Below are 24,144 nucleotides of genomic sequence, written 5' to 3'. Positions count from 1 at the left end.
TGCGCGCGCGTTTCCGATCTGTTGGACGACTTCCTGACGCGCGGCGACGCCGCCGAGTCCGGCGGTTCCGATCCGGACGACCCGTCCCCGGCAAGCCGCCCGACCGGCGAGGATCGCTCTAAAATCTCGCTCGGCGAGGACCGCTCTAAGATCTCGCTCGGCGAGATCATGGATGCGCTGGGCGACCGCGCCTTCGGCGCTCTGCTGCTGATCCTGTCCATTCCCAACGTGCTGCCGGTCCCCGGCCTGTCGACCGCCACCGGCGTGCCGATGATCCTGCTCGGCGCCCAGATGGCGGTGGGCCGGCACAGCCCCTGGCTGCCCCGCCGCATGCTGGCGGCCAGCTTCGACCGCAAGGCCTTCCTCGGCGTGATCCGCCGGGCCAAGCCGTGGGCGGAGCGGGTGGAGCGCCATCTGCGCCCGCGCCTGCCGGCGATGGCCGGCCCGACCGCCGAACGGCTGCTCGGGCTGGCGGTGGTGGTGCTGGCCGTCATCCTGTCCCTTCCCATCGTCTTCGGAAACCAGCCTCCCGCCCTCGCCATCGCGCTGATCGCGCTGGGGCTGATGGAATCCGACGGCGTCTTCGTGTCGGCCGGCCTCGTCGCCGGCCTTCTTGCCATCGTCATCGTCGCCGCCGTCCTGCTCGGTCTCGGGCAGGCGGCGGTCGCCGTGGCGCAACAACTGATCGGTTGAGGGAGCGCCCCCAAAGGGCACAAAGCCATGATTTGGGAATTGTTGGTCATCGTCCTGCTGATCCTGCTCAACGCCTTCTTCGCGATGTCGGAGATGGCGCTGGTGTCGGCGCGCCGCGCCCGGCTTCAGCAGATGGCCGAGGAGAAGGGCGGCGCCGGTGCCCGCGCGGCCCTGGAGCTGTCGGAAGACCCGAGCCGCTTCCTGTCCACCGTGCAGGTCGGCATCAGCCTGACCGGCATCATCGCCGGCGCCTATGGCGGCTCCACGCTCGCCGAACGGCTCGGCGGCGTGCTGGACGAACAGGTCGCCTGGATCGCCCCCTACGGCCACACCGTGGCGTTCGCCCTGGTGGTCGCCGCCATCACCTATTTCTCCCTGATCATCGGCGAGCTGGTGCCCAAGCGGGTGGCGCTGATCTCGTCGGAGCGGATCGCCTCGCTGGTCGCCGCCCCGATGCGCACGGTGTCGCGCCTGTCGGCCCCGGTGGTCTGGCTGCTCGGCGTGTCGAGCGACGCGGTGCTGAAGCTCCTGCGCCTGCCCACCTCGCGCGAGCAGACGGTGACGGAGGAGGAGGTCAAGACCCTGATCGCCGAAGGCACCCAGAGCGGCGTCTTCGAGCCGGCCGAACGCCAGATGATCGAGGGCGTCATGCACCTGTCCGACCGCACCGTGCGGTCGATCATGACCCCGCGCCCCGACCTGATGTGGCTCGACATCGACGACAGCCCCGAAACCTTGGCGCGCGAGATTCTGCGAGAGCGGCTATTCCCGCTTCCCGGTCTGCCGCGGCGACGTCGACGAGGTGCAGGGCATCGTCGCGACCAAGGCGCTGCTCGACCAGTCCTTGAAGGGGATCACCTTCGACTTGCGGACGGCGATGGTCCAGCCGCTGGTCGTCCATGACGGCACGCCGGTCTTCCGCCTGCTCGACCTGTTCAAGCAGGCCAGCGTCCACATGGCGGTGGTGGTCGACGAATATGGCAGCGTCGAGGGCCTGGTCACCATGACCGACATCCTGGAGGCCATCGCCGGCGAGCTGCCCGACAGCACCCAGGAAGGCGAGGCCGGCGCCGTCCAGCGCGAGGACGGCAGCTGGCTGGTCGACGGCATGACCCCGGTCGAGGAGGTCGAGGCGCTGGTCGGCGTCAAGAACATGAAGGGGGAGGGCGATTTCCACACCATCGCCGGCTTCCTGCTCGACCGGTTCGGTCATGTCCCGACCGCGGCCGAGCATTTCCACTGGAACGGCATCCGCTTCGAGGTCGTCGACATGGACGGCCGCCGCATCGACAAGGTGCTGATCCAGCTGAACCCGGAGGTGTCCGAGGGCTGAGGGCTGAGGAGGGATGGGGAGGGGACAGAAAGACCGGCGCCCCCTCAATGCAGCGCCGTCTCCCCGCCGCGGAAGCGCATCCCCCCGTCACCCTTGGTCATCCGCACCGCTTCGACCAGATCGCGAACTTCCTCCGACAGGTCGTTGGCGTCCCAGCCATGGCCGTCGGCGCCGGCCACCACCAGCAGGCGCAGCGTGGTGCGCAGAAGGTCGCCGGCCTCCCAGCCGTTGGACCGCTCCGCCTCGCGCGCCATGTGCAGCAGGCCGGTGGCACAGTTCAGGACCTCGGGGTCGACCTTCATCGGGCGCTCCTCCTCGCCCGCAATGGGCGAACTCTGTTGGTCTGACAAACAATTATCGGAACGCCACCTTGGTCTGTCAAACCCATCCTTCAGCGGCAAGGGGAAGGGCTTAGGTACCGCGTGCCGGTTGGGGCCGCTCCCCGAAGCCGTCCGCTGTACCTGCCCCCCTACGACACTCACTCCATATTGACGAACTCCCTACTAGTTGGTAGGCTCTCTGCATGAACACGCAATCGACCAGGGCCGACGATATTCTCGACTGTGCGCGCTCCCTCATCGTCAGGGGTGGCTACAACAGTTTCAGCTATGCCGACATTTCCAAGGTCGTCGGCATCCGAACGGCAAGCATTCACCATCATTTTCCCAGCAAATCCGATCTGGTCCGCGTGCTCGTTGCGCGGTATCGGGAGGAGGCTGCGGCCGGACTGGTCCAGTTGGAACAGGCCATCCCCGATCCGCTCGATCAACTTCGCGCCTATCTCGGCTATTGGGAGCGGTGTTTCGCCGATACGGCCGCCCCTTTCTGCGTCTGCGCGCTGCTTGCGGGCGAAATCCCGGTTCTGCCGGACGAGGTCGCCGTTGAGGTGCGGGCCCATTTCCGTCGGCTCGCCGACTGGTTGACGGGCGTTCTCGAACGCGGCGCCGCCCAAGGCCGCCTCCGCCTGTCCGGAACCGCCGGGGCCGACGCCGAGATGTTCATGGCGACCACGCATGGCGCGATGCTGTCGGCCCGTGCCTACGGCGACGCCACGGCCTTCGGCACCATAACCCGTCCCCTGCTGGAGCGGATCGCCGCGTGAAAGCGGCGGCCTCACCCGCCGGGCAAACGCGTGACCCCGCAGCCTACCAACCAGTAGGTAGTTTTAACGTCCCTTGAGGCGGGGCCTGTCCTGCCGGCCCTCCCGCTCCTCTGACCCTGAAAGGAAATCGCCGATGTTCGGAATTTCTCCGATTGGCTGGGTTCATACGCTCGGCAGCCTGCCGGCCATCCCGGTGGCTGCCTACATGTTCGCCCGCCACGGCCGGATCGTTCCGCGCTCCCTTCCGGGTGCCGTCTATTTCGCATCCATGCTGATCGGCGCCTCGACGGTCTTTCTCGTCGCCCACCAGTCCGTGAGCGTCGGCATCGGTGCCGTGACGATCCTGCTGCTGCTTGCGGGCTATGCGGTCGGGTGGATAGCGGCGGCGGGGCGTGCGGCCCGCTACGTCGAGACCGTCTGCCTCAGCGTCAGCGCCTTTCTGCTGATGGTGCCGACGGTCAGCGAAATCCTGCGCCGGGTTCCGGACGGCCACCCCCTGGTGACCGACCTGAAGTCGCCGCTGTTGCTGGGCGCCCAGGGTGCCTTGGCGGTCCTCCTCGTCATCGGGCTGACCGCCCAGATCGTCCATCTGGCGCGACGCCGGCAATAAACCGTCTCCCCCGGTGGGGGCCGCGGTTCAGTCCTCCAGCGGCGGCAGGCGGGAAACGAAACGGCCCTTGACGCCCTGCGGCCATTGCTTGAACGGAACGATGCCGTCCCCGGTGGCGGCATAGGCGCGCAGGTAAGCGGTCAGCGTCTCCACCGTCATCTCGTCCGGGGCGAAGTCGCCCAGCACATAGCTCATCCGCGTGGGCGAACGCACCGCGACGGCGCAGGGGCGCTTGCAGCTCATCAGGCATCGCATCGGCCGCAGCCGCACCGAGGCGGCCAGATCGGGCTGATCGGCCAGCGCCCGCTCCATCAGCGCCACCAGCTCGGCCCCCGGCCGGACGGCGTCGGGCGGGTCTTCCGGACGGCGGCAGGTCTCGCAGACGACAAGCTCGACTGTCCTGGTCTCGACGGTCATGAATTCGCTTTCCTGATGCTCATTGTCCGCTGCGGTCCGCCGCCTGGACATGCTGCGGGGCGAAGCTCAGGCGGCACTCGACTCCGGGATGGGCGTTCCGCATCGAGATGTCGGCACCCAGCTGTCCCGCCAACGCCAGGATGACCCGCATGCCCAGCGAACGGCCGCGCCGTATGTCGAAGTCGGCCGGCAATCCCTGTCCGAAATCCCTGACCAGCAAGCCAGCCTTCCCGTCCGTCCGCTCCAGGGTGATCCTGATCTCCCCGCCGCCGGTGTCGCGATAGGCGTACTTGATCGCGTTGGTCGCAAGTTCATTGACGATGAGCGAGATCGGTACCGCATTGTCGAGGGAAACCGCAAGGGAGACGGCGTCCACGCTGAAGGTGATGCCCTCCGGCGCCGTGCTCTGGAACCCCTGGGCCAGGGTTTCGAGAAAATTCGCGAGATCCACGCTGTCGGCCTCGTCGGCCCGGTAGAGCCGCTCGTGCAGAGTCGCCATGCTGCGGATGCGGCTGCTGGTGTCGAGCAGGGCCTCCCGCGCCGACGGATCCTGCAGCGTGCGGAGCTGGAGCTGGATGATGCTGCTGATCAGCTGAAGGTTGTTCTTGGTCCGGTGATTGACCTCCTTCAGGAGCGTTTCCTTCTGCTCCAGCAGCCGGGCCTTCTGCTTCAGGGCCAGACGGAGTTCCATCTGCGCCATCACCTGGTCGGCGAGCGCCTTCAGCGCAAAGCGCTGTCCCTCGCTCAGGTCGCGGGCGCGCCGGTCCAGGACGCACAGCGTTCCGATGCCGTGCCCGTCCCGGGATTGGAGCAGGCAGCCCGCATAGAATCGCAGACCCTCGCCGGCCCCGACCAGCGGGTTGGCGCAGAGCCGGTCATCGCCGAGCATGTCGGGGACGACGGTCACCCCCGGCTGGGCCAGGAAATGGCGGCAGATCGATATGTCGAGCGGGGTTTCCCGGATGCCGAGGCCGACTTCCGCCTTGAACCATTGGCGTTTGTCCTCGATCAGGTTGATGACGGCGATCGGGGCGTCGCAGATATGGGACGCCAGCGCCACGATCTGATCGAATCCCGGTTCGTGCGGCGTGTCGAGGATTTCATAGCGGTGCAGGGCGGCGAGGCGGTCCGGATCGGCGCTGGGAACCATGCTTTGAGTCATGACAAGGATAAATCCATGGTTGAAAAATGATCCCGCTTCTCTGCCATCCGGGGTGGCAGAGATCGACCAACAGGTCCGCGCCTTGGAAAAGAGACCAGTGCGCAGTTGCGATAACACTGCTTGCTACAGAGTCTGTCATTCTCTTCCGGCTTGCTCCATGTGGGATCGGTTGGATTGGGATCGGTTGGATTGGAAGTCCTCTTCGCCGCGAATACGCCGCGGCCGGCTTTGCGCATACGCCTCTGGCGGCCGTCCGGCGCAGGCCGGTGCCGGCGCGGCGTGTGAAGGGCGGCATGCGAACGGGGAGGTGCCCGTGCCGAATGGCATGGATCGCGATGTCAGGCCGGCCGGATCGCTTCCGCCTTGCCAACCACCCCGAAACTCCCGACGATGCGGGCCATCGGGGGCGACGGGCGGGAACGGCGGACGGGCATGAGCGCGAGGCAACGGATCGTCCGTGAACGCCGGCAATACAACCAGCTCGCCGCCGACCAGACGCTGGAGGACTACGCGCTCCGCTACACCGCGGAGCGGGCGCGGCGGTGGAGCGCCTGGCGCGTCGCCAACACCGCACTCGGCGCCATCTCCTTCCTGGCCTGCGAGGCGCTCGGCGCCGCAGTCACCCTGACCTACGGCTTCGAGAATGCCATGGCCGCCATCCTGGCGGTGGCGCTGCTCAGCATCCTGGTCGGGCTGCCGATCACCTACCATGCGGCCAAGGCCGGGGTGGACATCGACCTGCTGGCCCGCGGCGCCGGCTTCGGCTATCTCGGCTCGACCATCACCTCGCTGGTCTACGCCTCCTTCACCTTCATTTTGTTCTCCATCGAGGCCAGCATCATGTCGGCCGGGCTGACCATGGTGCTGGGCATCCCGGCCTCGGTCGCCCATGTCATCAGCTCGTTGGCGGTGATCCCCATCGCCGTCTACGGCATTCGCTTCATCAGCCGCATGCAATGGGCGACGCAGCCGGTGTGGATCCTGCTGCAATGCGTGCCGCTGGCCTATTTCTTCCTGCTCGACCGCGAGACGCTGGCGCAATGGACCTCGCTGCCCGGCGTCTACGCCCCCGACGGCGGGCTGTCGCTGCTGCCCTTCGGCATGGCGGCGTCGGTCCTGCTCTCGCTGCTGCCGCAGATCGGCGAGCAGGTCGACTATCTGCGCTTCCTGCCCTCGCAGGCCCGCATCGGCCGGGTGCGCTGGTGGGCGGCGATGCTGGCCGGCGGGCCGGGCTGGGTGCTGATCGGCAGCCTGAAGCTGGCGGCGGGGTCGCTGCTGGCCTTCCTTGCCATCAAGCACGGGCTGCCGCTGGAGGACGCGGTGCAGCCCAACAGCCTGTACCACATGGCCTTCCTCGACGTGTTCGGCTCGCCCGCCGCGGCGCTGGCGCTGACCGGCATCTTCGTCGTCGTCTGCCAGATGAAGATCAACGTCACCAACGCCTATGCCGGCTCCATCGCCTGGTCGAACTTCTTCTCCCGCCTGACCCGCAGCCACCCCGGCCGCGTCGTCTGGCTGGTTTTCAACGTGCTGCTCGCCCTGCTGCTGATGGAGATCGGCATCCTCGGCGTGATCGAGAGCATCCTCGGCCTCTACGCCAACGTCGCGGTGGGCTGGCTGGGGGCGGTCGCCGCCGATCTGGCCGTCAACAAGCACTTGGGATTCAGCCCGCCGGGGATCGAGTTCAAGCGCGCCCACCTCTACGACATCAACCCGGTCGGCACCGGGGCGATGGGCCTGTCGGTGCTGTGCTCCACCACCGCCTTCTTCGGCCTTCTCGGGCCGGTTGCCCAGGCGCTGGCCCCCTTCATCGGGCTGGTGGTCGCCTTCGCCGCCGCCCCGCTGATCGCCTGGAGGACCAAGGGCCGCTATTACATCGCCCGCAAGTCCGACCGGCTGCCCGGCGACGCCGCGACCATCCGCTGCTCGATCTGCGAGAACCCGTTCGAACGGCAGGACATGGCCTTCTGCCCGGCCTACGACGCGCCGATCTGCTCGCTCTGCTGCACGCTGGAGGCGCGCTGCCACGACCTGTGCAAGACCGACAGCCGCTTCGCCGACCAGATCGCCCGCAGCCTGCAACGGGTGCTGCCGAAGCGGATGGCCGCCGGCGTCCACACCCGCACCGGCCATTTCATCGGGGTGATGACGCTGTTCTCGCTGGTGCTGGGCGGGGTGCTGGTGGTCATCGACTTCCAGTACGCCAATGCCGAGGCGGCGGAGCGGGCGGCGATCCACACCGCGCTGGTCTCCGTCTTCGTCTGCCTGTTCATCCTGTCCGGCGTCGCCGCCTGGCTCCTGGTGCTGGCCCATGAGAGCCGCCGCAAGGCGGAGGAGGAGACCGGCCGACAGACCGCCATGCTGATGGACGAGATCGCCGCCCACGAACGCACCGACGCCGCCCTGCAAAAGGCCAAGGAGGTGGCGGAGGCCGCCAACGCCGCCAAGAGCCGCTACATCATCGGCGTCAGCCACGAGATCCGCGCGCCCTTGAACGCCATCTCCGGCTATGCCCAGCTCCTGGAGAGCAACAGCACCCAGCGCCCGCAGGATGCCGTCCGCGTCATCCGCCGCAGTGCCGAGCATCTGTCGAACCTGATCGACGGGCTGCTCGACATCTCCAAGATCGAATCGGGCCTGCGCCGGCTCAGCCGCGACAAGGTGCAGCTGATCGACTTCCTCGACCAGCTGGCCGACATGTTCCGCATCCAGGCCGCGGCCAAGGGGCTGGACTTCCGCTATGCCCGCGTGCCGCACCTGCCGGCCTGGGTCCACACCGACAGCAAGATCCTGCGCCAGATCCTGATCAACCTGCTGTCCAACGCGGTGAAATACACCGAAACCGGCCATGTCGCCCTGACCGTCCGCTACCGCAGCCAGATCGCCGAGTTCGAGATCGCCGACAGCGGCATCGGCATCCGCGAGGAGGATCAGGACCGCGTCTTCGAACCGTTCGAGCGCGGGCGCGGGGCGGCGGTGCGGGCGGTGGCCGGCACCGGGCTCGGCCTGACCATCACGCGGGTGCTGACCCGGATCATGGGCGGCGACATCGCGCTGCGCAGCAAGGCGGGGGAGGGCAGCGTCTTCACCGTCCGCCTGCTGCTGTCGGAGGCGATGCACCGGCCGGGCGAGCAGGCGGAGCGCCGCGCCATCACCGGCTATGCCGGGCCGCAGATCACCATCCTGCTGGCCGACGACGACCGCGACCATCTGGCGCTGATGACCGATATCCTGCGCCCGCTGGGCTTCGTGCTGTTCACCGCGTCCGACGCCGCCACCTGCCTGGAACTGGCGGCGCAGTGCAAGCCCGACGTCGCCATGCTCGACATCTCGATGCCGGGCGAGAGCGGCTGGGACGTGGCGGAGGGACTGCGCCGGCAGTTCGCCGACCGCATCCGCATCGTCATGGTCTCGGCCAATGCCTACGAGGCGCAGGGGCCGGGCGACGGCCGGGCGCCGCACGACGCCTTCGTCGCCAAGCCCATCGAAATCCACGCCCTGCTCGACCGGCTCCAGGCGCTGACCGGGCTGGAATGGATCCATGCGGTGGAAAAACCGGCGGAACCGCTTGCCCCGCCTCCGCCGCCGGCCGATCAAGCATCCATGCCCGCCTCGGCGCCGATCCAGCCGCCGGTCCGGACGCCGGTCCGGCCGCCTGCCCCGCAGCCAGCCGCCGGCCCGCCGGCGTCGGCGCTGCGTCATCTCGACGACCTGCGCCAGCTCGGGCGGATCGGCTATATTCGCGGGATCGAGGCCAAGCTGCGCGAGATCGAGGCGGAGGACGGCGCCGCGACGCCCTTCGTCGAACGGCTGCGAACGCTGGTGCGCGCCTTCGACCTGAAAGGGTATATGCGTGCGGTGGACGAGGCAGTGGCGCAGCGCGACGCTGCCCAGGGAGACCCAGTGCAGAGCGACACCGAGCGGGCGGACGATGATCTGGCAGAAGACGGGGCCGTGACCGGATGAAGCGCCGCGACATGATCCTGGTGGTGGACGACACCCCCGACACGCTGGGATTCCTGACGGAGGCCATCGAACAGGCCGACCTGACCGTGCTGGTCGCCATCGATGGCGAGGGCGCGCTGGATTCTGGTCGGCCAGATCACGCCGGACCTGATCCTGATGGATGCGGTGATGCCCGGCCTCGACGGCTTCGAGACCTGCCGGCGGCTGAAGCAGATCCCCCACCTGTCGCACATCCCCGTCATCTTCATGACCGGCCTCAGCGACACCGAGCATGTGGTGAAGGGGCTGGAGGCCGGCGGCGTCGATTACGTCACCAAGCCCATCGTGGTGGACGAGCTGATCGCCCGCATCCGCGTCCATCTGACCAACGCCCGCGTCGCCTACGCCGCCCGCGCCGCCCTCGACGCCACCGGCCGCTTCCTGCTGGCGACGGACGGGGAGGGCCGGCTGCTGTGGTGCACCCCGCAGGCGGAGCGGCTGCTGGCCGGCCTGCCGCCGGACGCCGCCTCCGCCCTGGCCGCCGGTCTGTCCGGCCTGCGCCGGACCTCCTGCCCCGGCGGTGCGGCCGAACCCTTCACGGCGGAGTTGCCGGACGGCGAGGGGGTGCGGCGGCTGGAGTTCACCTATCTCAGCCCGGCCAACCCCGACGAGTACCTGTTCCGCCTCAGCGAGCCGACCGCCGGCCGGCAGGAGGCGGTGCTGCGCGACGCTCTCGGCCTCACCGCGCGGGAGGCGGAGGTGCTGCTGTGGATCGCCAACGGCAAGCCCAACCGCGACATCGGCGAGATCCTGGGCATCAGCCCGCGCACGGTGAACAAGCACCTGGAGCAGGTCTTCACCAAGCTCGGCGTGGAGAACCGCGCGTCTGCCGCGGCGCTGGCGATCCGCACCCTGGCCGCGCGGGCGTGACGGCCCCGTCGTCGGGGCCGCCGGTCCGACTTGCGGCGGTCAGACTTCGACCGTCGGCTCGGCACCGCTGCGCCCGGCGATGATGTGGTTCATGATGCAGGTCATCACCGGCTCGCCGCGCTGGTTCAGCGTGGTGTAGGCCAGCCGCACCGTGCCGCGGCCGCCGCGGCGGGACGGGATCGTCTCCACCACCTCCGCCCGGACGCGGATGGTGTCGCCGGGCCGCACCGGCCGCAGCCAGCGCAGCTCGTCCATGCCCGATCCGCCCAGGCTGGTGCCGGTGATCAGCCCGATGTCGCGGAACAGCCGGAAGGTCAGCGACAGCGTGTGGAAGCCGCTGGCGATCAGCCCCTGGAACGGCCCGTCCGCCGCCGCCACCATGTCGATGTGGAAGGGCTGCGGGTCGAAGCGCAGGGCGAAATCCATGATCTGGCTCTCGGTCAGGGTCGCCCCCTCCGAGTCGAACACCTCGCCGATGCAGAAATCCTCGAAATGGCGGCCGGGCATCGTCGCTTTTCTCCCCTTGGTCTGTCTTGTCGGTCGGGCCTTGTCGCCGCCGCCGGAGAGTAGCCCGCCCGGCGCATCCGGCAAAGGGCAGGGACGCCACGGCCAAGGCATAGGCCCTACGTCGTAAACCGTTGGCGTTATTCGCATTCCGGTCGTGATCGGGCATGTTCCCGGTCGGATTCCAGACCATCGACGGACGGATGTCACCACTCCCTGCGCACAGTACCTCCCAAGGCACGTCGATGCCGCCGCCATTCCGTTGCGTCGTGTTTTCGGTTGCCGGGCAAGCCCTGGCGCTGCCGGTGGAAGCCGTGCGGCGCTTTTTGCCGTTGCCGCGGCTGGACCGACTGCCGACGGCACCGCTGCCGGTGGAGGGCGTCTTCCGCTACCAGGGAGAGCTGGTTCCGGTCCTGCGCCTGGATGTCCTGCTCGACCTCGTCCCGTTCAATTCTGTTGCAGGCGCCCCGGCGCCCGGCCTCTATTCGCCGCTTCTCCTCGTCACCTGGCAGGGCCGGCCGGCAGCGCTGCTGGCCGATCAGGTCCATGGCGACACGCTGGTGGAACCGGCGGAGCGCACGCCGTCCGATCCGGCGCTGAGTTTCAACGGCTGTGCCGCGGGTGCCTTCCCGGACCGGGTGACCGGCCGCGGCGGCAGCGTGACCCTGCTCCAGCCCGACCGGCTGCTGAACGAGGCGGAGGGGCGGCTGCTCGACGCCTTCCGGGCGTCGGCGGAACGCCGTCTGGCGCAGTGGCAGGCCCCCGCCGAGGCAAATGACGAGGCGGACGGCGAGGCATCCGCCGGGAACGGGACCGCATGATGGCGAACCCTGCCGCAACCATCGAGGCGATCCGCCGCGACCCGCATTTCCAGCGCCTGAAGGCGATGGTGATCGATGCCACCGGCCTTGCCTACTACGCCGACAAGGACGCCGCCTTCGCCGAGCGGATCAACCGCCGGCTGCCCTTCGGCACCGTCACCACCGTCGCCGGCTATCTGGCCGCATTGGAGGCGGAGGGGCCGGGCGGCCCGGAATATCAGGGGCTGATCAACGAGCTGGCGGTGGGGGAGACCTTCTTCTTCCGCTACATCGAGCAGTTCGACGCGCTCCGCGCCGTCGCCATCCCCGAATGCATCCGCCGCAACCAGTCGAGCCGCCTGCTGCGGGTCTGGAGCGCCGGCTGCTCCATCGGGCCGGAAGCCTACACCATCGAAATCCTGCTCAAGCAGCATTTCGCCAGCCAGTTGGAAGGCTGGCAGGTCCACATCGTCGGCACCGACATCAACGGTGCCTTCCTGGAGCAGGCGCGGCGCGGCGCCTATGGCGACTGGGCGGTGCGCGGCCTGTCGCCGGAAACGCTGGAGGCCTGCTTCGACCGCCAGGACAAGCTGTGGTCGGTGAAGCAGAAATACCGGCAATGGACGACCTTCATGCCCTTCAACCTGGTGGAAGGAGCGATACCCTCCTATCCGCACGGGATCGGGCATTTCGACATCATCCTGTGCCGCAACGTCATGATCTATTTCGACGAGGCGACGCGGCACCGGCTGCTCGGCAACCTGCACAAGGCGCTGGCCGACGGCGGCTGGCTGGTTGTCGGCCATGCCGAGGCCGGGCCGCAGATGAACGAGCTGTTCATCCCGGTGTCGGTCCCCGGCGCCACCCTCTACCGCAAGCAGGCCGAACCGCCGGCCATGGCCGCGGTCAGCCGCAAGGCCACACCGAGCCCGGCCGCGGCCGCGCTGACCCTTGCAGCGGCGCCGCGCCGCGCCGCCAGAGCCCCGGCGAAGCCTGCGCCGCGGTCCGCAACCGATGCCGCTTCCGCCCCGCAATCCGCCGGTCCGCAATCCCGCTCCCCCGCCTCCCCCCGCCGGCGTCCGGTGTGCCGGCTCCGCCGGATGCGGCCGAGACCAGCGAGCGCTCCTCGCAGCTGGAAGCCTGCCTGGCCCGGGTCGAGGCGCAGCGGCTCGACCCCGCCGCCCACTACCAGCTGGGTCTGGTGGAGGAGGAGCTGGGCGTCGGCGACCCGGTGGCGGCCTTCAAGCGGGCGCTCTATCTCGATCCGCGCTTCGTCCTGGCCGACTATCATCTGGCCTTGGCCTATTGGCGGCGCGGCCGGCTGGTCCCGGCCCAGCGCCATTTCCGCAACGCGCGCGAGGCGCTGGACAACCGCGCCGACGGCGAGGCGGTGACGGAAGGCGGCGGCCTGACCGTGCAGGAACTGCGCGGCATGCTGGACCTCTGGCTGACCGGTGAGGAGGGCTGATGGACGAGACGCTTGCCGGTGCCGGGGCCGCACCGCTCATCGCCGCCCTCGACAGCGCATCGCCCGACCGCGCCGCCGGCCGTGTATCGGTCGACTGGGACGCGGTGCGCGGGAAGCTGGCGCACCGCACCGCCGACCTCGAGGCGACCTTTGCCGGCCGGGGCCCCTGGGCCGACGCCGTGCTGGACCGCCGGGCGCAGGAGCTGGCCGAAGTCCCGCAGCGCGACGACGAGGCGGGCACCGGCACGCCGATGCTGGTCGCCCGCGGCGCCGAGACCCTCTATGGGCTGGAGCTGCGCCATCTCGGCCATATCGTGCCGATGCCGCGGCTGGCCCGCGTGCCGGGGGCGCCGCCGGCAATCCTCGGCGTGATCGCCGTCGCCGGCAAGGTGATGCGGCTGTTCGATCTCGACAGCCTGTGCAGCGGGACGCATGCCGCCGCCGTCGGGATCGACCAGCCAGGCTACGCCATCGTCCTGCGCACCGGCACCGGCCGTCCGGCCGCCCTGCGCCTGCACGAGGTCGAGCGGGTGGACGACATCGTGCTGCCGCGGACCTCCGTCCCGGCGGAGGCCGGGCCGCTGGTCCGGGCGATCACCGCGGACCGCATGGCGATCCTCGACATGGCCGCCTTGCTCGACCTCGTGAAAACCTGAAAACCGCCTGATCCACCTTAAAAAACCGCCTGGGGCCGGAGTGGAAGAATGAACGTGAAAGTCGCACACAAGCTGGTCCTGGGATTCGGCGTCGTCTGTGTCCTGACCGCATTGCTGGCGCTCTACCAGATGTCGCGCTTTTCCGACGCGCTGTCGGTGATCATGGCAGTGTCCAGCTACGACACCGAGGCCGCCGACATGGTGGTGTCGGTCGGCAACTATCAGGCGGAGCTGCGCAGCACCCGGGAAGCGGCGTTGAACGCGGTGTCGGTCGCCAATGCCGAGGGGCGGGCCGCCGACATCCCGGCCATCATGGCGCCGATGCGCAGCCAATATGAACAGACCGGACAGAAGCTGCGCGAGACGCTGGGCAAGCTGCGCTCGATGGTCGCCGAACGCTCGCAGAACAGCGTGACCGACAGCCGCCGCAAGGGCTGGGTGGAGCTGGACACGTCGGTGACCGAGATGAACCGCGCCATCGGCGCGGTGGGCGACGAGGCGCGGACCATCTACACCCTGCTGGAGCGCAATCAGGTCGCCGAGGCGCTCCAGCGCCGCCAGCAGGTGGACCAGCTGCGCAAGGTGATGGAGCAGCGCATCGACGCCGCCCAGACCGCCATCGACCACCTGACCGCCGCCGGCCGCGACGACATCCGGGCGATCTACAACTCCGCCATCCAGTCCTCGGTCATCGCGCTGGTGGCCGTCTTCCTGATCGCGGTGGGGGTGGCCTACACCATCGGCAGCTCGATCACCCGCCGGCTCGGCCGCGCCATCGACTTCGTCACCAAGGTCGGCCATGGCGACCTGACGCAGGAGATCATGATCGCCGGCAAGGACGAACTCGCCGTCCTCGGCCAGCATCTGAACGAAATGGCCGGCCGGCTGAAGTCGATGGCCCGCACCACGCGGGAGACGGCGGAGAGCGTCCACGCCGCCACCGCCCAGATCCGCGCCTCGACCCAGCAGCAGTCGGCCAGCGTCGCCGAACAGCTGGCGGCGGTGGAGCAGACCACGGCGACCCTGTCGGAGATCACCGAGTCCGGCGCCCAGATCAACCGCCGCGCCCAGGACGTCTCCCACGGCGCACAGACGGTGGCGGCCTCCAGCCATTCCGGCATGAAGGCGGTGGACGACACCATCCAGGCGATGGACGCCATCCGCGAACAGGCCGAGGCGGTGGCCGAGAACATCGTCATGCTGTCCGAGCGCACCCAGGCCATCGGCGAGATCATCGTGACGGTGAACGACATCGCCGAGCGCTGCCACCTGCTGGCGCTGAACGCCGCCATCGAGGCGGCGGCGGCCGGCGAGCATGGCCGCACCTTCTCCATCGTCGCCGGCGAGATCAAGAGCTTGGCCGACCAGTCGAAGGAGGCGACCTCCCAGGTCCGCTCCAACCTGTCGGAGATCCAGCACGGCATCAACGCGTCGGTGATGCTGACGGAGGAGGCGGTCAAGCGCGTCGCCGCCGGCAAGCGCCAGACCGACGCCACCCAGTCGACCATCCGCACCATGGCGGAGAACATCCAGGAGAGCGTGCTGGCCTTCCAGCAGATCGTCGCCGGCACCAACCAGCAGCAAATCGGCCTGGAGCAGGTGATCCAGGCGCTCCAGAACATCCGCGAGGCGAGCAGCCAGACGGCGGCCGGCACCCGCCAGCTTGAAGGTGCGGCCGCCAACCTGAACAACCTCGGCCAGGGTCTGGTCGAGGCGGTGCGGAACTATCAGGTGTGACGATGCACCGCCGAGGCCCCTGAATGGACATCCGCCAGCGCCTGCTCGCCGCCTTCGACCTGGAGCACAAGGACCATCTCGCCGCGATCCGCAACGCGCTCCGCGATGCGGAGGCGACGGGCGATGCGCCGGATCTCGTCGACATCCACCGGCGCGCCCACAGCCTGAAGGGCGCCGCCCGCGCCGTCGACCTGCCGGAGGTGGAGGCGATCTCCCACCGGCTGGAGGCCGCCTTCATCGCCGTGCAGAAGGGCGAGATCCCGCTCGATCCCGCCAGCGTCGGCGTGGTGCGCCGGTCGCTCGACGCCATCGAGGATCTGGTCGCCTGGTCGCTCCAGGGCGGCGACGCGGTGGAGACCGCCGGCGTGCTCGCCGATCTCGACGCGCTGGCCGCCGGCCGCAGCGGCGGGCCGGTCCCGGCTGCGTCTCCGGCCCCCGCCCGCGCCGCCCGCCGGCCGCCGGCCGAGCGGGAGCGAGCCGACACCGCCGACAGCGCCGCCCTGGTCCGCATCGCGGCACAGGGGCTGGAACGCCTGTCGGAAACCGCGTCGGCCCTGCTGCCGGAGGTGGAGGCCCAGGCCGGCCTCGGCGAACAGCTTCGCACGATGCGCCGGGAATGGCGGGCGCTCGACCGGGCATGGCGGCATCTGCGCCTTCAGATCGGCCGCGGCGTCCGGGCGGATGCGGGGGCGGGGGGCGACGCGCTGTCCGACACGCTGCCCAGCGCGCTGGACGGGCGTGGCGCGCTCCCCGCGCTGATGGCTTTCGAGCGCCGCTTCCGCGCGCTCGGCGGCGCGCTCGACAGCGCGCACCGCAGCCACGACCGGCTGTTGTGGTCGATGCGGCGCTGGGGCGGCGGCCTCCAGCAGGACATGCGGCGCCTGCGCATGCTGCCGGCGGAAAACCAGCTGAGCGGCCTGGGGCGCATGGTCCGCGACATCAGCCGGGCCGAAGGCAAGGAGGTCGAGGTCGATGTCCGCGGGCTGGAGGTCGAGGCCGACCGCACCGTGCTGCAGCGGTTGAAGGATCCGATCCTGCACATCGCCCGCAACGCCATCAGCCACGGCATCGAGACGCCGGCGGAGCGGCTGGCGCTGGGCAAGCGGCCGGCGGCGCGCGTCACCATCGCCGCCTCGGTCGAGGGCGCGCGCCTGCGCCTGCGCATCGAGGATGACGGCCGCGGGCTGGACCGCGCGGCGATCCTGCGCAAGGCGGCCGAGCGCGGCCTGATCGACGCCGCCGACCTGTCGGCCGGCGCGGAGCTGCCGCAGGAGCGGCTGACCGAATTCCTGTTCCATCCCGGCTTCTCCACCGCCGCCCGGACCACCGAGCTGGCCGGGCGCGGCATGGGCCTTGCCATCGCGCGGCGCGAGGTGGAGCGGCTGCAGGGCAATTTGACCATCGCCGACCGGCCCGAGGGCGGCGGCACCGCGGTCACCATCGAGGTGCCGCTCAGCCTGCTGAGCCAGCGCCTCGTCTTCGTCGCCGTGCAGGACCAGACCCTGGCGATCCCGTCCGCCGACGTGGTCCGCCTGCGCACCGCCACCGCCCAGTCGCTGTTCTCCGGCACCGGCACGCCGATGACCCGCATCGGCGAGGAGGAAATTCCCGTCACCTCGCTGGCCGCCCTCCTGGGCATGGAGGCGCCGGTGGTGCCGTCGGCCGAGCGCGGGCTGTCGCTGGTCGTGGTGCGGGCGGGGGACCGGCGGCTGGCGCTGGCGGTCGACCGCTTCGTCGCCACGCGCGAGACGGTGGTGACGGCGGCGGAGGAGACCGGGCTGGACAGCGGCCGCTATCTCGGCACCGTGCTGATGGACGACGGCGGACCGGCGCTGGTGCTGAACATTCCGGGCCTGATGCCGCTGCCCGGCAGCACTCTGCCGCCCCCGGCCCGCCCTGCCGAAGAGGCGACCCCTGCCCGGGCGCATATCCTGGTCGTCGATGACAGCATCACCACCCGCACGCTGGAAAAGAGCATCCTCGAAGCCCATGGTTATCGGGTGACGCTGTGCGTGGACGGGCGCGAGGCGCTTGAGCGCCTGTCGGAAGGGATGGAGGTTGGCCTGATCATCAGCGACGTCGAGATGCCGCGCATGGACGGCTTCGCCCTGTTGCAGGCGGTGAAGGCGGACAAGCGGCTGGAAGAGATCCCGGTGATCCTCGTCACCTCGCGCGCCAGCGACGAGGACCGCGAGCGCGGCCTGCGGCTCGGCGCCGACGCCTACATCGTCAAGACGCGATTCGACCAGAACGAGCTTCTGGCCGGCATCCGGCGGCTGCTGTGAGCGGCCAGACGAACGGCGGCCCCCTCACCACCGGACCCCGTCGCATCCGCGTGCTGGTGGTCGAGGACAGCCCGGTCATCCAGCAGCTGCTGAGCCACGTCATCAGCGCCGACCCGCGGCTGGAGGTGGCGGGCATCGCGTCGAGCGGTGAGCAGGCGCTGCGCATGATCGAGCGGACGGCGCCCGACGTGGTGTCGCTCGACATCCGCCTGCCGGGCATCGACGGCTTCGAGGTGACCAGCCGAATCATGCGGCAGACCCCGCTGCCGATCGTGGTGGTGGCGTCGGACGTGCGCGACCTCGACATTCCGATGCGGGCGCTCCAGGCCGGCGCGCTGGCGGTGGTGGAGAAGCCGGGCAGCATGGCGCGCGCCGACTACCAGACCGTGGCGCACCATCTCTGCACCCAGCTCGTCATCATGAGCCAGGTGAAGGTGATCCGCCACCGCATCACCGCCCGCGCCGCGCGGTCCGCTTCCGGCATGCCCGCAGGAGTGACCGCGGATGCCCCGTCTCAGGAAGGCAGGCTCCCGGACGAGGCGGTGGCCGCCGACGGCCGGCTCCGGCGCTTCCGCGCGGTGGGGCTGGTCGCCTCCACCGGCGGGCCGGCGGCGCTGGCGAAGATCCTCCGCGATCTGCCGGCCGACTTCCCGCTGCCGGTCTTCGTGGTCCAGCATATGGGCGCGCCCTTCATGGCCGGTTTCGCCAGCTGGCTCGGCACCGTCTCCGCCCTGCCGGTGCGGCTGGGCGAGGCCGGGCTGACCCCGCGGCCGGGCACGGTCTATGTCGCGCCGGGCGACCGGCACCTGCTGGTGGACGGCGCCACGCTGCGCCTGACGGCCGACCCGATGGTGTGCGGCCAGCGCCCGTCGGGCGAGGTGCTGTTCCAGTCGATGGCGCGCGCCTATGGCGCGTCCGGCATCGGCGTGCTGCTGACCGGAATGGGCGAGGATGGTGCCAGAGGGCTGGTGGACATGCGGACGGCCGGCGCCTACACCGTAGCCGAACATGCCTCCACGGCGGTGATCCACAGCATGCCCGGCACCGCGGTGCGGCTGGGCGGTGCGGTGGAGGAGCTGCCCCTCGACCGGGTGGCCGGACGGCTGCTGCAATTGACCTCCGACGATAAGATGGCGTCATGAACGGACAGCGCACCTTGGTTGTCATGGGTTCCCAGACGCAGGGGCTTCTGCTGAAGCTGCTGCTGGAGGAGCGCGGCGTGGAGACGGTCTGCGTCGACGGCGTCGAACCCGCGCTGGCGGAGATCGCCGGCACCCCGCAGGATCTGCTGATCGTCGAGGGCGAGCTTGCCGGCCCGACCGGCCTGGCCGAGCTGCGCGCCCGCACCGACGCCGCCGTCATCGTGCTTGGCCGCGGGGAGGGGGAGAGCGATCCATCCAACCCCAAGGCGGTGGTGGAGGCCGCCTGCACGCTGATCGAGCGGCGCAGCGCCCCGCCGACGGCGCCGGAGATCTTCCACCGCGCCCACATCCTGATCGTCGACGACAGCGCGACCTACCGCGAATTCCTGCGCGCCGAGCTGGAGCAGGAGGGCTGCACCGTCACCGCCGCCCGCAACGCCGACGAGGCGGTGGAGGCGCTGTCCGGCGGCGCGCTCGACTGCGTCATCCTGGATCTCGTGATGCCGGGCACCAGCGGCACCCAGCTCTGCGAAAGATTTCGACAGGTTCCGCCGCCGGCGCGGTCTGTTCTTCCAAATCGTCATCCTGACCAGCCAGGACGATGAGGAACAGCTGATGATCAGCCTGAACGCCGGCGCCGACGATTTCGTTGGAAAGGCACAGACGATGGATGTGCTCAAGATCAGGTTGATGGCGCTTCTCCGCCGCAAATACTTCGTCGAGGACCATCTTATCCGTTTGCCGCGTCCTGCACCTTCCGCATAGGAGGGGAGTAGGGCCATCGTTTGATTTCGGAAGCGGGCTTGACCGTTTATTCTCTGCGGGCTTTACGAAACTGTCCGACGGTCCGGCAGGTGCCCATGGCGATCAGCCTCCAGCCCATCCACGAGCCCCCGATCTCCAGGGACGCCGACGCAAGAGACACCGACGCGATGCACCGAACTTCGGCCACCCATAGTTCCCCGACCGATCTCCGCTATCGCGAGTGCCTTGAGAATGCCCGGCGCGTCTGCACGGCCGCGACGGTCCCGACCATGCTGGTGGTCGGCGGTCCGGAGATGGCCGCCGTCCGCTGCAACGAGTCGCTGGCGACCCTGCTGAACCGCCCGCGCGCCGCCGCCCGCGACGAAAGCGGGCCGGGCCTGCTTCCGGGCGGCTGGACCGCGGTGGCCGAGGCGCTGCGCCCGCTCTACCGTGACGGAACCGCCGACAGCCCGGCCTCGCCCCCCGACAGCGTCCGGCTGACCCTGCCCAGCGAACCGCCGATCGGCCTGCGCGCGACGCCGCTGCTGGTCGACGGCCGGGTGGTCGGCGTGCTGGCGACGGCGACGCTGGACGGCGCCATCGCCCAGATGGCCGAGACCATGCGGGCGGAGGTGGCGCGCACCACCGCGGCGCGTTCCCGCTTCCTGGCCTCGGCCAGCCACGATCTGCGCCAGCCCTTCCAGGCGATGCGCCTGTTCCTCGATGCCCTGACCAACCAAGTGGAGGGCAACGCCCGGGCGTCGCGCACCGCCGGCATGCTGGCCAACGCGATGACGGCGGGCGAGCAACTGCTGAACGCCCTGCTCGACATCTCGACGCTGGATGCCGGCACTGTCGAGGCCGACATGCAGGCGGTGCCGCTCGACGCGCTGCTGCAATCGCTGGCCGACGAATTCCGCCCGCAGGCGGAGGAGAAGGGGCTGCGCCTGCGCGTCCATGTGCCCTGCCGGGCGGTGACGCGCAGCGACCCGGTCCTGCTCGGCCGCATCGTCCGCAATCTGCTGGCCAACGCCATCCGCTACACCCAGCGCGGCGGCATCATGCTGGGCCTGCGCAAGCGCGACGGCCGCTGGCGCATCGAGGTGTGGGACACCGGATTCGGCATTCCCCAGGACAAGCTGGACGTCATCTTCGACGAGTTCCACCAGCTGACCAACCCGGCGCGCGACCCCACCCGCGGCCTCGGCCTCGGCCTCGCCATCGTCCGGCGCCTGTCGGTCCTGCTGCATGCCCCCATCGACGTGCAGTCGCGCTCCGGCCGCGGCTCGGTCTTCGCCGTCACCGTCGAGCGGCTGGAGGCGGAGGAGGCTCCCGTCGAAGCTTCGGCGGCGGTAACCTCGTCCGACCAGGGTGCTGCCGCCGTGCCGCTGGACGGCATGCGCATCCTGGTGGTGGACGACGACAGCATGGTGCTGTCCGGCCTGCTGCTGACCCTGGAAAGCTGGGGCTGCGCCTTCGTCTCGGCGTCCAACATGCGCGAGGTGTTCGCCGCGGTCGACGGGCTGGAAGGCCCGCCCGACGCCATCCTGACCGACCTGCGCCTGCCGGGGAAGGTGTCCGGCTTCGACGTGATCGACCGCGTCCGCAAGCTGTTCAAGACCGACATCCCGGCGGTGGTGCTGACCGGCGAGACCGCGCCCGAATCCCTGCTGGAAGGCCAGCGCCGCGGCTGCGCCTTCCTGCACAAGCCGCTGCACCCCGGTGAGCTGCGCCGCGTGCTGGAAGAGGTGCGGCGGGACGGGACGGCGGGCTGCTGAGCGGTCCGCCCCTCAATCCCGCCCTCAATCCCGAGGCGGGCTTTGCAGGTACAGCACCAGGAGCCGCACCAGGCTTTCCAGCGCGTCGGCATGGATGCGCTCGTAGCCGTGCGAGGCGTCGATGCCGAAGCACACCAGCGCCGTTCGGATGTCGTTGCCGGCCTCGATGGCGGACGCGCTGTCGCAGCGGTAATAGCGGAAGACGTCGCGCTGGTGCGGGATGTTCTGCGCCTGGCACAGCGCGATCAGCGAATGGGTCAGCGCCATGTCGAAGGGGCCGGTGCTGTCGGCCATGGCGATGGTGACGCCGTACTCGCTGCTGTTCTGTCCCGGCGCGGTGGTGCCGTTGTCGATGGTCACCATCTCCGCCACGTCCTGATGCAGGATGGAAGAGGCGCCGGACCCGACCTCCTCGGAGATCGTGAACAGCAGATGGCAGTCGACGGGCAGGGCAGCCTTGGCATCGACCACCGCCTTGGCGGCGCCCAGCATCACCGCCACCCCCGCCTTGTCGTCGAGATGGCGCGAGACGATGTAGCCGTTCTCCAGGAATTCCGGCTGCGGGTCGATCGACACGATGTCGCCGATGTTGAAGCCGCGCTCCTCCAGGTCGCGCCGGTTGGCGACCGGGGCGTCGACGCGCAGCTCCACCTGCTGCCAGGTGACCGGCTGGCTGTCGACTTCCTTGTTGAAGGTGTGGCCGGACGCCTTCAGCGGCAGGATGGTGCCGCGCCAGGGGCCGCGGTCGGTCAGCACGGTGCAGCGCGCCCCCTCGGCGAAGCGCGACGACCAGTGGCCGATGGGCACCAGCTCCATCCGGCCATTGTCCTTCAGCATCTTCACCTGGGCGCCCAGCGTGTCGACATGGGCGACCAGGGCGCGGTCGGGGGTGGAGCGCACCCCCTTCAGGTCTGCCCGGATGGCGCCGCGCCGCGTCAGCTCATAGGGGATGCCCATCCGCTCCAGCTCGGCGCAGCACAGCCGCACCACGTCGCCGGTGTGGCCGGTCGGGCTCGGCGTGGTCAGCAGCCGGTAAAGAACGTCGGTGACATAGCCCATGTCGATGGGCAGCGGCACGGCCATGGTCGGATTTTCCTCCTGCTGAAAGTCCCCTCTCCCCCCCGGGGAGAGGGTTAGGGTGAGGGGGTCGCGCGGCGGCCCCTTACCGAGAATCCACGCGGTGCATCCCCCTCACCCCGGCCCTCTCCCCGCTTTCGGCGGACCAAGGGTCCGCCTGTCGCGTCAGCGCAAACAGAGTTTGCGCGAGAGCGGGGGGAGAGGGGGCTACAGCACCCCCCGCGTCTGCGGGAACAGCAGATCGACGAAGCGTTCCGCCGTCGGCTGCGGTTCGTGGTTGGCGAGGCCCGGACGCTCGTTCGCCTCGATGAAGACATGGCCGGGCCGGTCCGGCGCCTCGACCAGCAGGTCGAATCCCACCACCGGGATGTCCAGCGCGCGGGCGGCCACCGTCGCCACCTCCACCAGTTCCGGGTGCAGGCTGTCGGTCACGTCGTGGATGGTGCCGCCGGTGTGCAGGTTCGCCGTCTTGCGCACCGGCAGCACCTCGCCCGCCGCCAACACGTCATCCAGGCTTTTCCCGGCCGCGGCGAGGCAGCGGTCGGTCTCAGCGTCCAGCGGGATGTGGCTTTCACCGCCGGTGGCGGCGGCGCGGCGGCGGCTCTGCGCCTCGATCAGTTCGCGCACCGTGTGGCTGCCGTCGCCGGTGACCTCGGCCGGGCGGCGCACCGCGGCGGCCACCACCTTCTTGTCGATGACGATGATCCGCAGATCCTGTCCTTCATAGAACTGTTCCAGCAGCACCGTGTCGCAATGCTGGCGGGCCGATGCGATGGCGCTTTCCATCGTCCCGGCATCGCGCACGTCCACCGTGATGCCGCGCCCCTGCTCGCCGCGCGCCGGCTTGATGACGATGCGGCCATGGGCCGCCAGGAAGGCGGCATTCTCCTCCGCCTCGCCCGCCACCGCCTGGGCCGGGACCTTCAGGCTGGCGCGTTCCAGCACGCGCCGCGTCACCGCCTTGTCGTCGCAGCGGCTCATGGCGACGGCGCTGGTCAGCTCGCTCAGCGATTCCCGGCACACCACGCTGCGCCCGCCCCAGGTCAGGCAGAAATAGCCGGCCTCGGCATCCAGCACATCGACGCCGATGCCGCGCCGCCGCGCCTCGTTGACGATGATGGTGGCATAGGGGTTCAGCTGCTCGCCCGGCTGCGGCCCGGTGAACAGCCGCTCGTTGATCGGGTTCTTGGTCTTCAGCGCGAAGGCCGGAATCCGGCGGAAATTCAGCTTCTCATAGAGCCCGATGGCGCTCTCGTTGTCGTGCAGCACCGACAAATCGAGGAAGGCGCGGCCGCGCGCCTGCACATGCTCCGCCACCGTGCGGACCAGCGTCTCGCCGATCCCCGGAAAGGAGGCCTGCGGATCGACGGCCAGGCACCACAGCGAGCTGCCGTTCTCCGGATCGCCATAGGCATGGGCATGGTCCACCGCGGTCACCGAGCCGATGATCTCGCCGGTTGCGTCGTCGCAGGCGACGAAATGGGTCAGCACCCGGCTGTTGCGCGACGCCACCAGGAAGGAGGAGGAGACCGGCACCATCCGCCGCCGGGCATAGATGCGCTGCACCCCCTCGGCATCCTCGCGCGTGCGCAGCCGGCGGACGCTGTAGCCCTTGGGCCGGCGCCGCGACGGCCGGTAGTCGGTCAGCCACAGGCGGAAGGTGTGGGAGGGGTCGAGGAACAGCTCCTGCGGTGCGCGCGACAGGGCGACATGCGGGTCCTGCAGATAGAAGACGATGTCGCGGGTGCCCGGCGCCTCCTG

At 69.8% G+C, this 24,144-nt stretch carries 22 protein-coding genes; 16 read left to right on the top strand and 6 right to left on the bottom strand.

The window, feature by feature from the left end; all coding sequences use genetic code 11:
* The first annotated feature begins 21 nt into the window (after positions 1-21).
* Genes ACWPN3_RS03325 through ACWPN3_RS03315 form a run of 3 tightly spaced genes read left to right on the top strand, consistent with a single transcriptional unit; the run spans position 22 to position 2,026 of the window.
* Entirely contained in the window at positions 22-693 is a 672-nt protein-coding gene (locus ACWPN3_RS03325; RefSeq protein ID WP_492242544.1) for an exopolysaccharide biosynthesis protein, read from the top strand.
* 27 nt (positions 694-720) lie between these two features.
* The gene (locus tag ACWPN3_RS03320; protein WP_492261084.1) at positions 721-1,596 is read left to right on the top strand and encodes a hemolysin family protein; all 876 of its coding nucleotides are present in this window, start codon (positions 721-723) and stop codon (positions 1,594-1,596) included.
* Positions 1,571-2,026, top strand: coding sequence for a transporter associated domain-containing protein (locus tag ACWPN3_RS03315; RefSeq protein ID WP_492261083.1), 456 nt, complete (start codon positions 1,571-1,573; stop codon positions 2,024-2,026). The genes ACWPN3_RS03320 and ACWPN3_RS03315 overlap by 26 nt, the downstream gene beginning before the upstream one ends.
* Positions 2,027-2,070: 44 nt before the next feature.
* On the opposite strand, the gene ACWPN3_RS03310 is transcribed toward ACWPN3_RS03315, so the two are convergent.
* On the bottom strand, positions 2,071-2,328 hold the full coding sequence (locus tag ACWPN3_RS03310; protein WP_492242545.1) for a hypothetical protein: 258 nt from the start codon (positions 2,326-2,328) through the stop codon (positions 2,071-2,073).
* Positions 2,329-2,549: 221 nt separating this feature from the next.
* On the opposite strand from ACWPN3_RS03310, the gene ACWPN3_RS03305 reads away from it, so the two are divergent.
* The gene (locus ACWPN3_RS03305; RefSeq protein ID WP_492242546.1) at positions 2,550-3,128 is read left to right on the top strand and encodes a TetR/AcrR family transcriptional regulator; all 579 of its coding nucleotides are present in this window, start codon (positions 2,550-2,552) and stop codon (positions 3,126-3,128) included.
* A 133-nt stretch (positions 3,129-3,261) separates the two neighbouring features.
* Positions 3,262-3,738, top strand: a complete 477-nt coding sequence (locus tag ACWPN3_RS03300; RefSeq protein WP_109450795.1) for a hypothetical protein — start codon at positions 3,262-3,264, stop codon at positions 3,736-3,738.
* A gap of 27 nt (positions 3,739-3,765) precedes the next feature.
* On the opposite strand, the gene ACWPN3_RS03295 is transcribed toward ACWPN3_RS03300, so the two are convergent.
* Both ACWPN3_RS03295 and ACWPN3_RS03290 read right to left on the bottom strand, forming a co-directional pair.
* Positions 3,766-4,155, bottom strand: coding sequence for a DUF1636 domain-containing protein (locus tag ACWPN3_RS03295; protein WP_492242547.1), 390 nt, complete (start codon positions 4,153-4,155; stop codon positions 3,766-3,768).
* 19 nt (positions 4,156-4,174) lie between these two features.
* A complete protein-coding gene (locus ACWPN3_RS03290; protein ID WP_109450799.1) occupies positions 4,175-5,317 on the bottom strand; it encodes a sensor histidine kinase in 1,143 nt (380 codons plus the stop codon).
* A gap of 432 nt (positions 5,318-5,749) precedes the next feature.
* Between ACWPN3_RS03290 and ACWPN3_RS03285 the strand changes: the two genes are divergently transcribed.
* Both ACWPN3_RS03285 and ACWPN3_RS03280 read left to right on the top strand, forming a co-directional pair.
* Entirely contained in the window at positions 5,750-9,283 is a 3,534-nt protein-coding gene (locus ACWPN3_RS03285; protein WP_492242548.1) for a hybrid sensor histidine kinase/response regulator, read from the top strand.
* A 102-nt stretch (positions 9,284-9,385) separates the two neighbouring features.
* Positions 9,386-10,192, top strand: coding sequence for a LuxR C-terminal-related transcriptional regulator (locus ACWPN3_RS03280; protein ID WP_492261082.1), 807 nt, complete (start codon positions 9,386-9,388; stop codon positions 10,190-10,192).
* A 39-nt stretch (positions 10,193-10,231) separates the two neighbouring features.
* Here ACWPN3_RS03280 and ACWPN3_RS03275 read toward each other — a convergent pair whose 3' ends face one another.
* Positions 10,232-10,699: a MaoC family dehydratase gene (locus ACWPN3_RS03275; protein WP_492242550.1), complete on the bottom strand. Its 468-nt coding sequence runs from the start codon at positions 10,697-10,699 to the stop codon at positions 10,232-10,234.
* Between the two features lie 242 nt (positions 10,700-10,941).
* Here ACWPN3_RS03275 and ACWPN3_RS03270 point away from each other — a divergent pair, with 242 nt between their 5' ends.
* From ACWPN3_RS03270 to ACWPN3_RS03230, 9 genes are all read left to right on the top strand, one after another.
* Positions 10,942-11,517, top strand: coding sequence for a chemotaxis protein CheW (locus ACWPN3_RS03270; RefSeq protein ID WP_492242551.1), 576 nt, complete (start codon positions 10,942-10,944; stop codon positions 11,515-11,517).
* Positions 11,514-12,890, top strand: coding sequence for a CheR family methyltransferase (locus ACWPN3_RS03265; protein WP_492261081.1), 1,377 nt, complete (start codon positions 11,514-11,516; stop codon positions 12,888-12,890). Before ACWPN3_RS03270 ends, ACWPN3_RS03265 begins: the two co-directional genes overlap by 4 nt.
* A gap of 73 nt (positions 12,891-12,963) precedes the next feature.
* Entirely contained in the window at positions 12,964-13,620 is a 657-nt protein-coding gene (locus ACWPN3_RS03260) for a chemotaxis protein CheW (RefSeq protein WP_109450812.1), read from the top strand.
* Positions 13,621-13,668: 48 nt separating this feature from the next.
* A complete protein-coding gene (locus tag ACWPN3_RS03255) occupies positions 13,669-15,357 on the top strand; it encodes a methyl-accepting chemotaxis protein (RefSeq protein ID WP_109450814.1) in 1,689 nt (562 codons plus the stop codon).
* Positions 15,358-15,380: 23 nt separating this feature from the next.
* The gene (locus ACWPN3_RS03250) at positions 15,381-17,642 is read left to right on the top strand and encodes a hybrid sensor histidine kinase/response regulator (RefSeq protein WP_109450816.1); all 2,262 of its coding nucleotides are present in this window, start codon (positions 15,381-15,383) and stop codon (positions 17,640-17,642) included.
* Positions 17,639-18,784, top strand: a complete 1,146-nt coding sequence (cheB, locus tag ACWPN3_RS03245) for a chemotaxis-specific protein-glutamate methyltransferase CheB (protein WP_247873228.1) — start codon at positions 17,639-17,641, stop codon at positions 18,782-18,784. Before ACWPN3_RS03250 ends, cheB begins: the two co-directional genes overlap by 4 nt.
* Before the next feature lie 23 nt (positions 18,785-18,807).
* On the top strand, positions 18,808-19,389 hold the full coding sequence (locus ACWPN3_RS03240) for a response regulator (protein ID WP_492261080.1): 582 nt from the start codon (positions 18,808-18,810) through the stop codon (positions 19,387-19,389).
* A 10-nt stretch (positions 19,390-19,399) separates the two neighbouring features.
* Positions 19,400-19,549, top strand: a complete 150-nt coding sequence (locus ACWPN3_RS03235; protein ID WP_492261079.1) for a hypothetical protein — start codon at positions 19,400-19,402, stop codon at positions 19,547-19,549.
* Between the two features lie 95 nt (positions 19,550-19,644).
* Complete coding sequence (locus ACWPN3_RS03230; RefSeq protein WP_109450820.1) at positions 19,645-21,306, top strand: ATP-binding response regulator; 1,662 nt, start codon at positions 19,645-19,647, stop codon at positions 21,304-21,306.
* A 24-nt stretch (positions 21,307-21,330) separates the two neighbouring features.
* On the opposite strand, the gene ACWPN3_RS03225 is transcribed toward ACWPN3_RS03230, so the two are convergent.
* Both ACWPN3_RS03225 and ngg read right to left on the bottom strand, forming a co-directional pair.
* Entirely contained in the window at positions 21,331-22,389 is a 1,059-nt protein-coding gene (locus ACWPN3_RS03225) for an osmoprotectant NAGGN system M42 family peptidase (RefSeq protein WP_492242553.1), read from the bottom strand.
* 201 nt (positions 22,390-22,590) lie between these two features.
* Complete coding sequence (ngg, locus tag ACWPN3_RS03220) at positions 22,591-24,108, bottom strand: N-acetylglutaminylglutamine synthetase (protein ID WP_492261134.1); 1,518 nt, start codon at positions 24,106-24,108, stop codon at positions 22,591-22,593.
* Positions 24,109-24,144 lie beyond the last annotated feature (36 nt).

The organism is Azospirillum sp. UENF 111221 (assembly GCF_058780625.1).
Note: the sequence above shows the minus strand (reverse complement) of the source record. Positions and strands in the feature narration are given on the sequence as shown.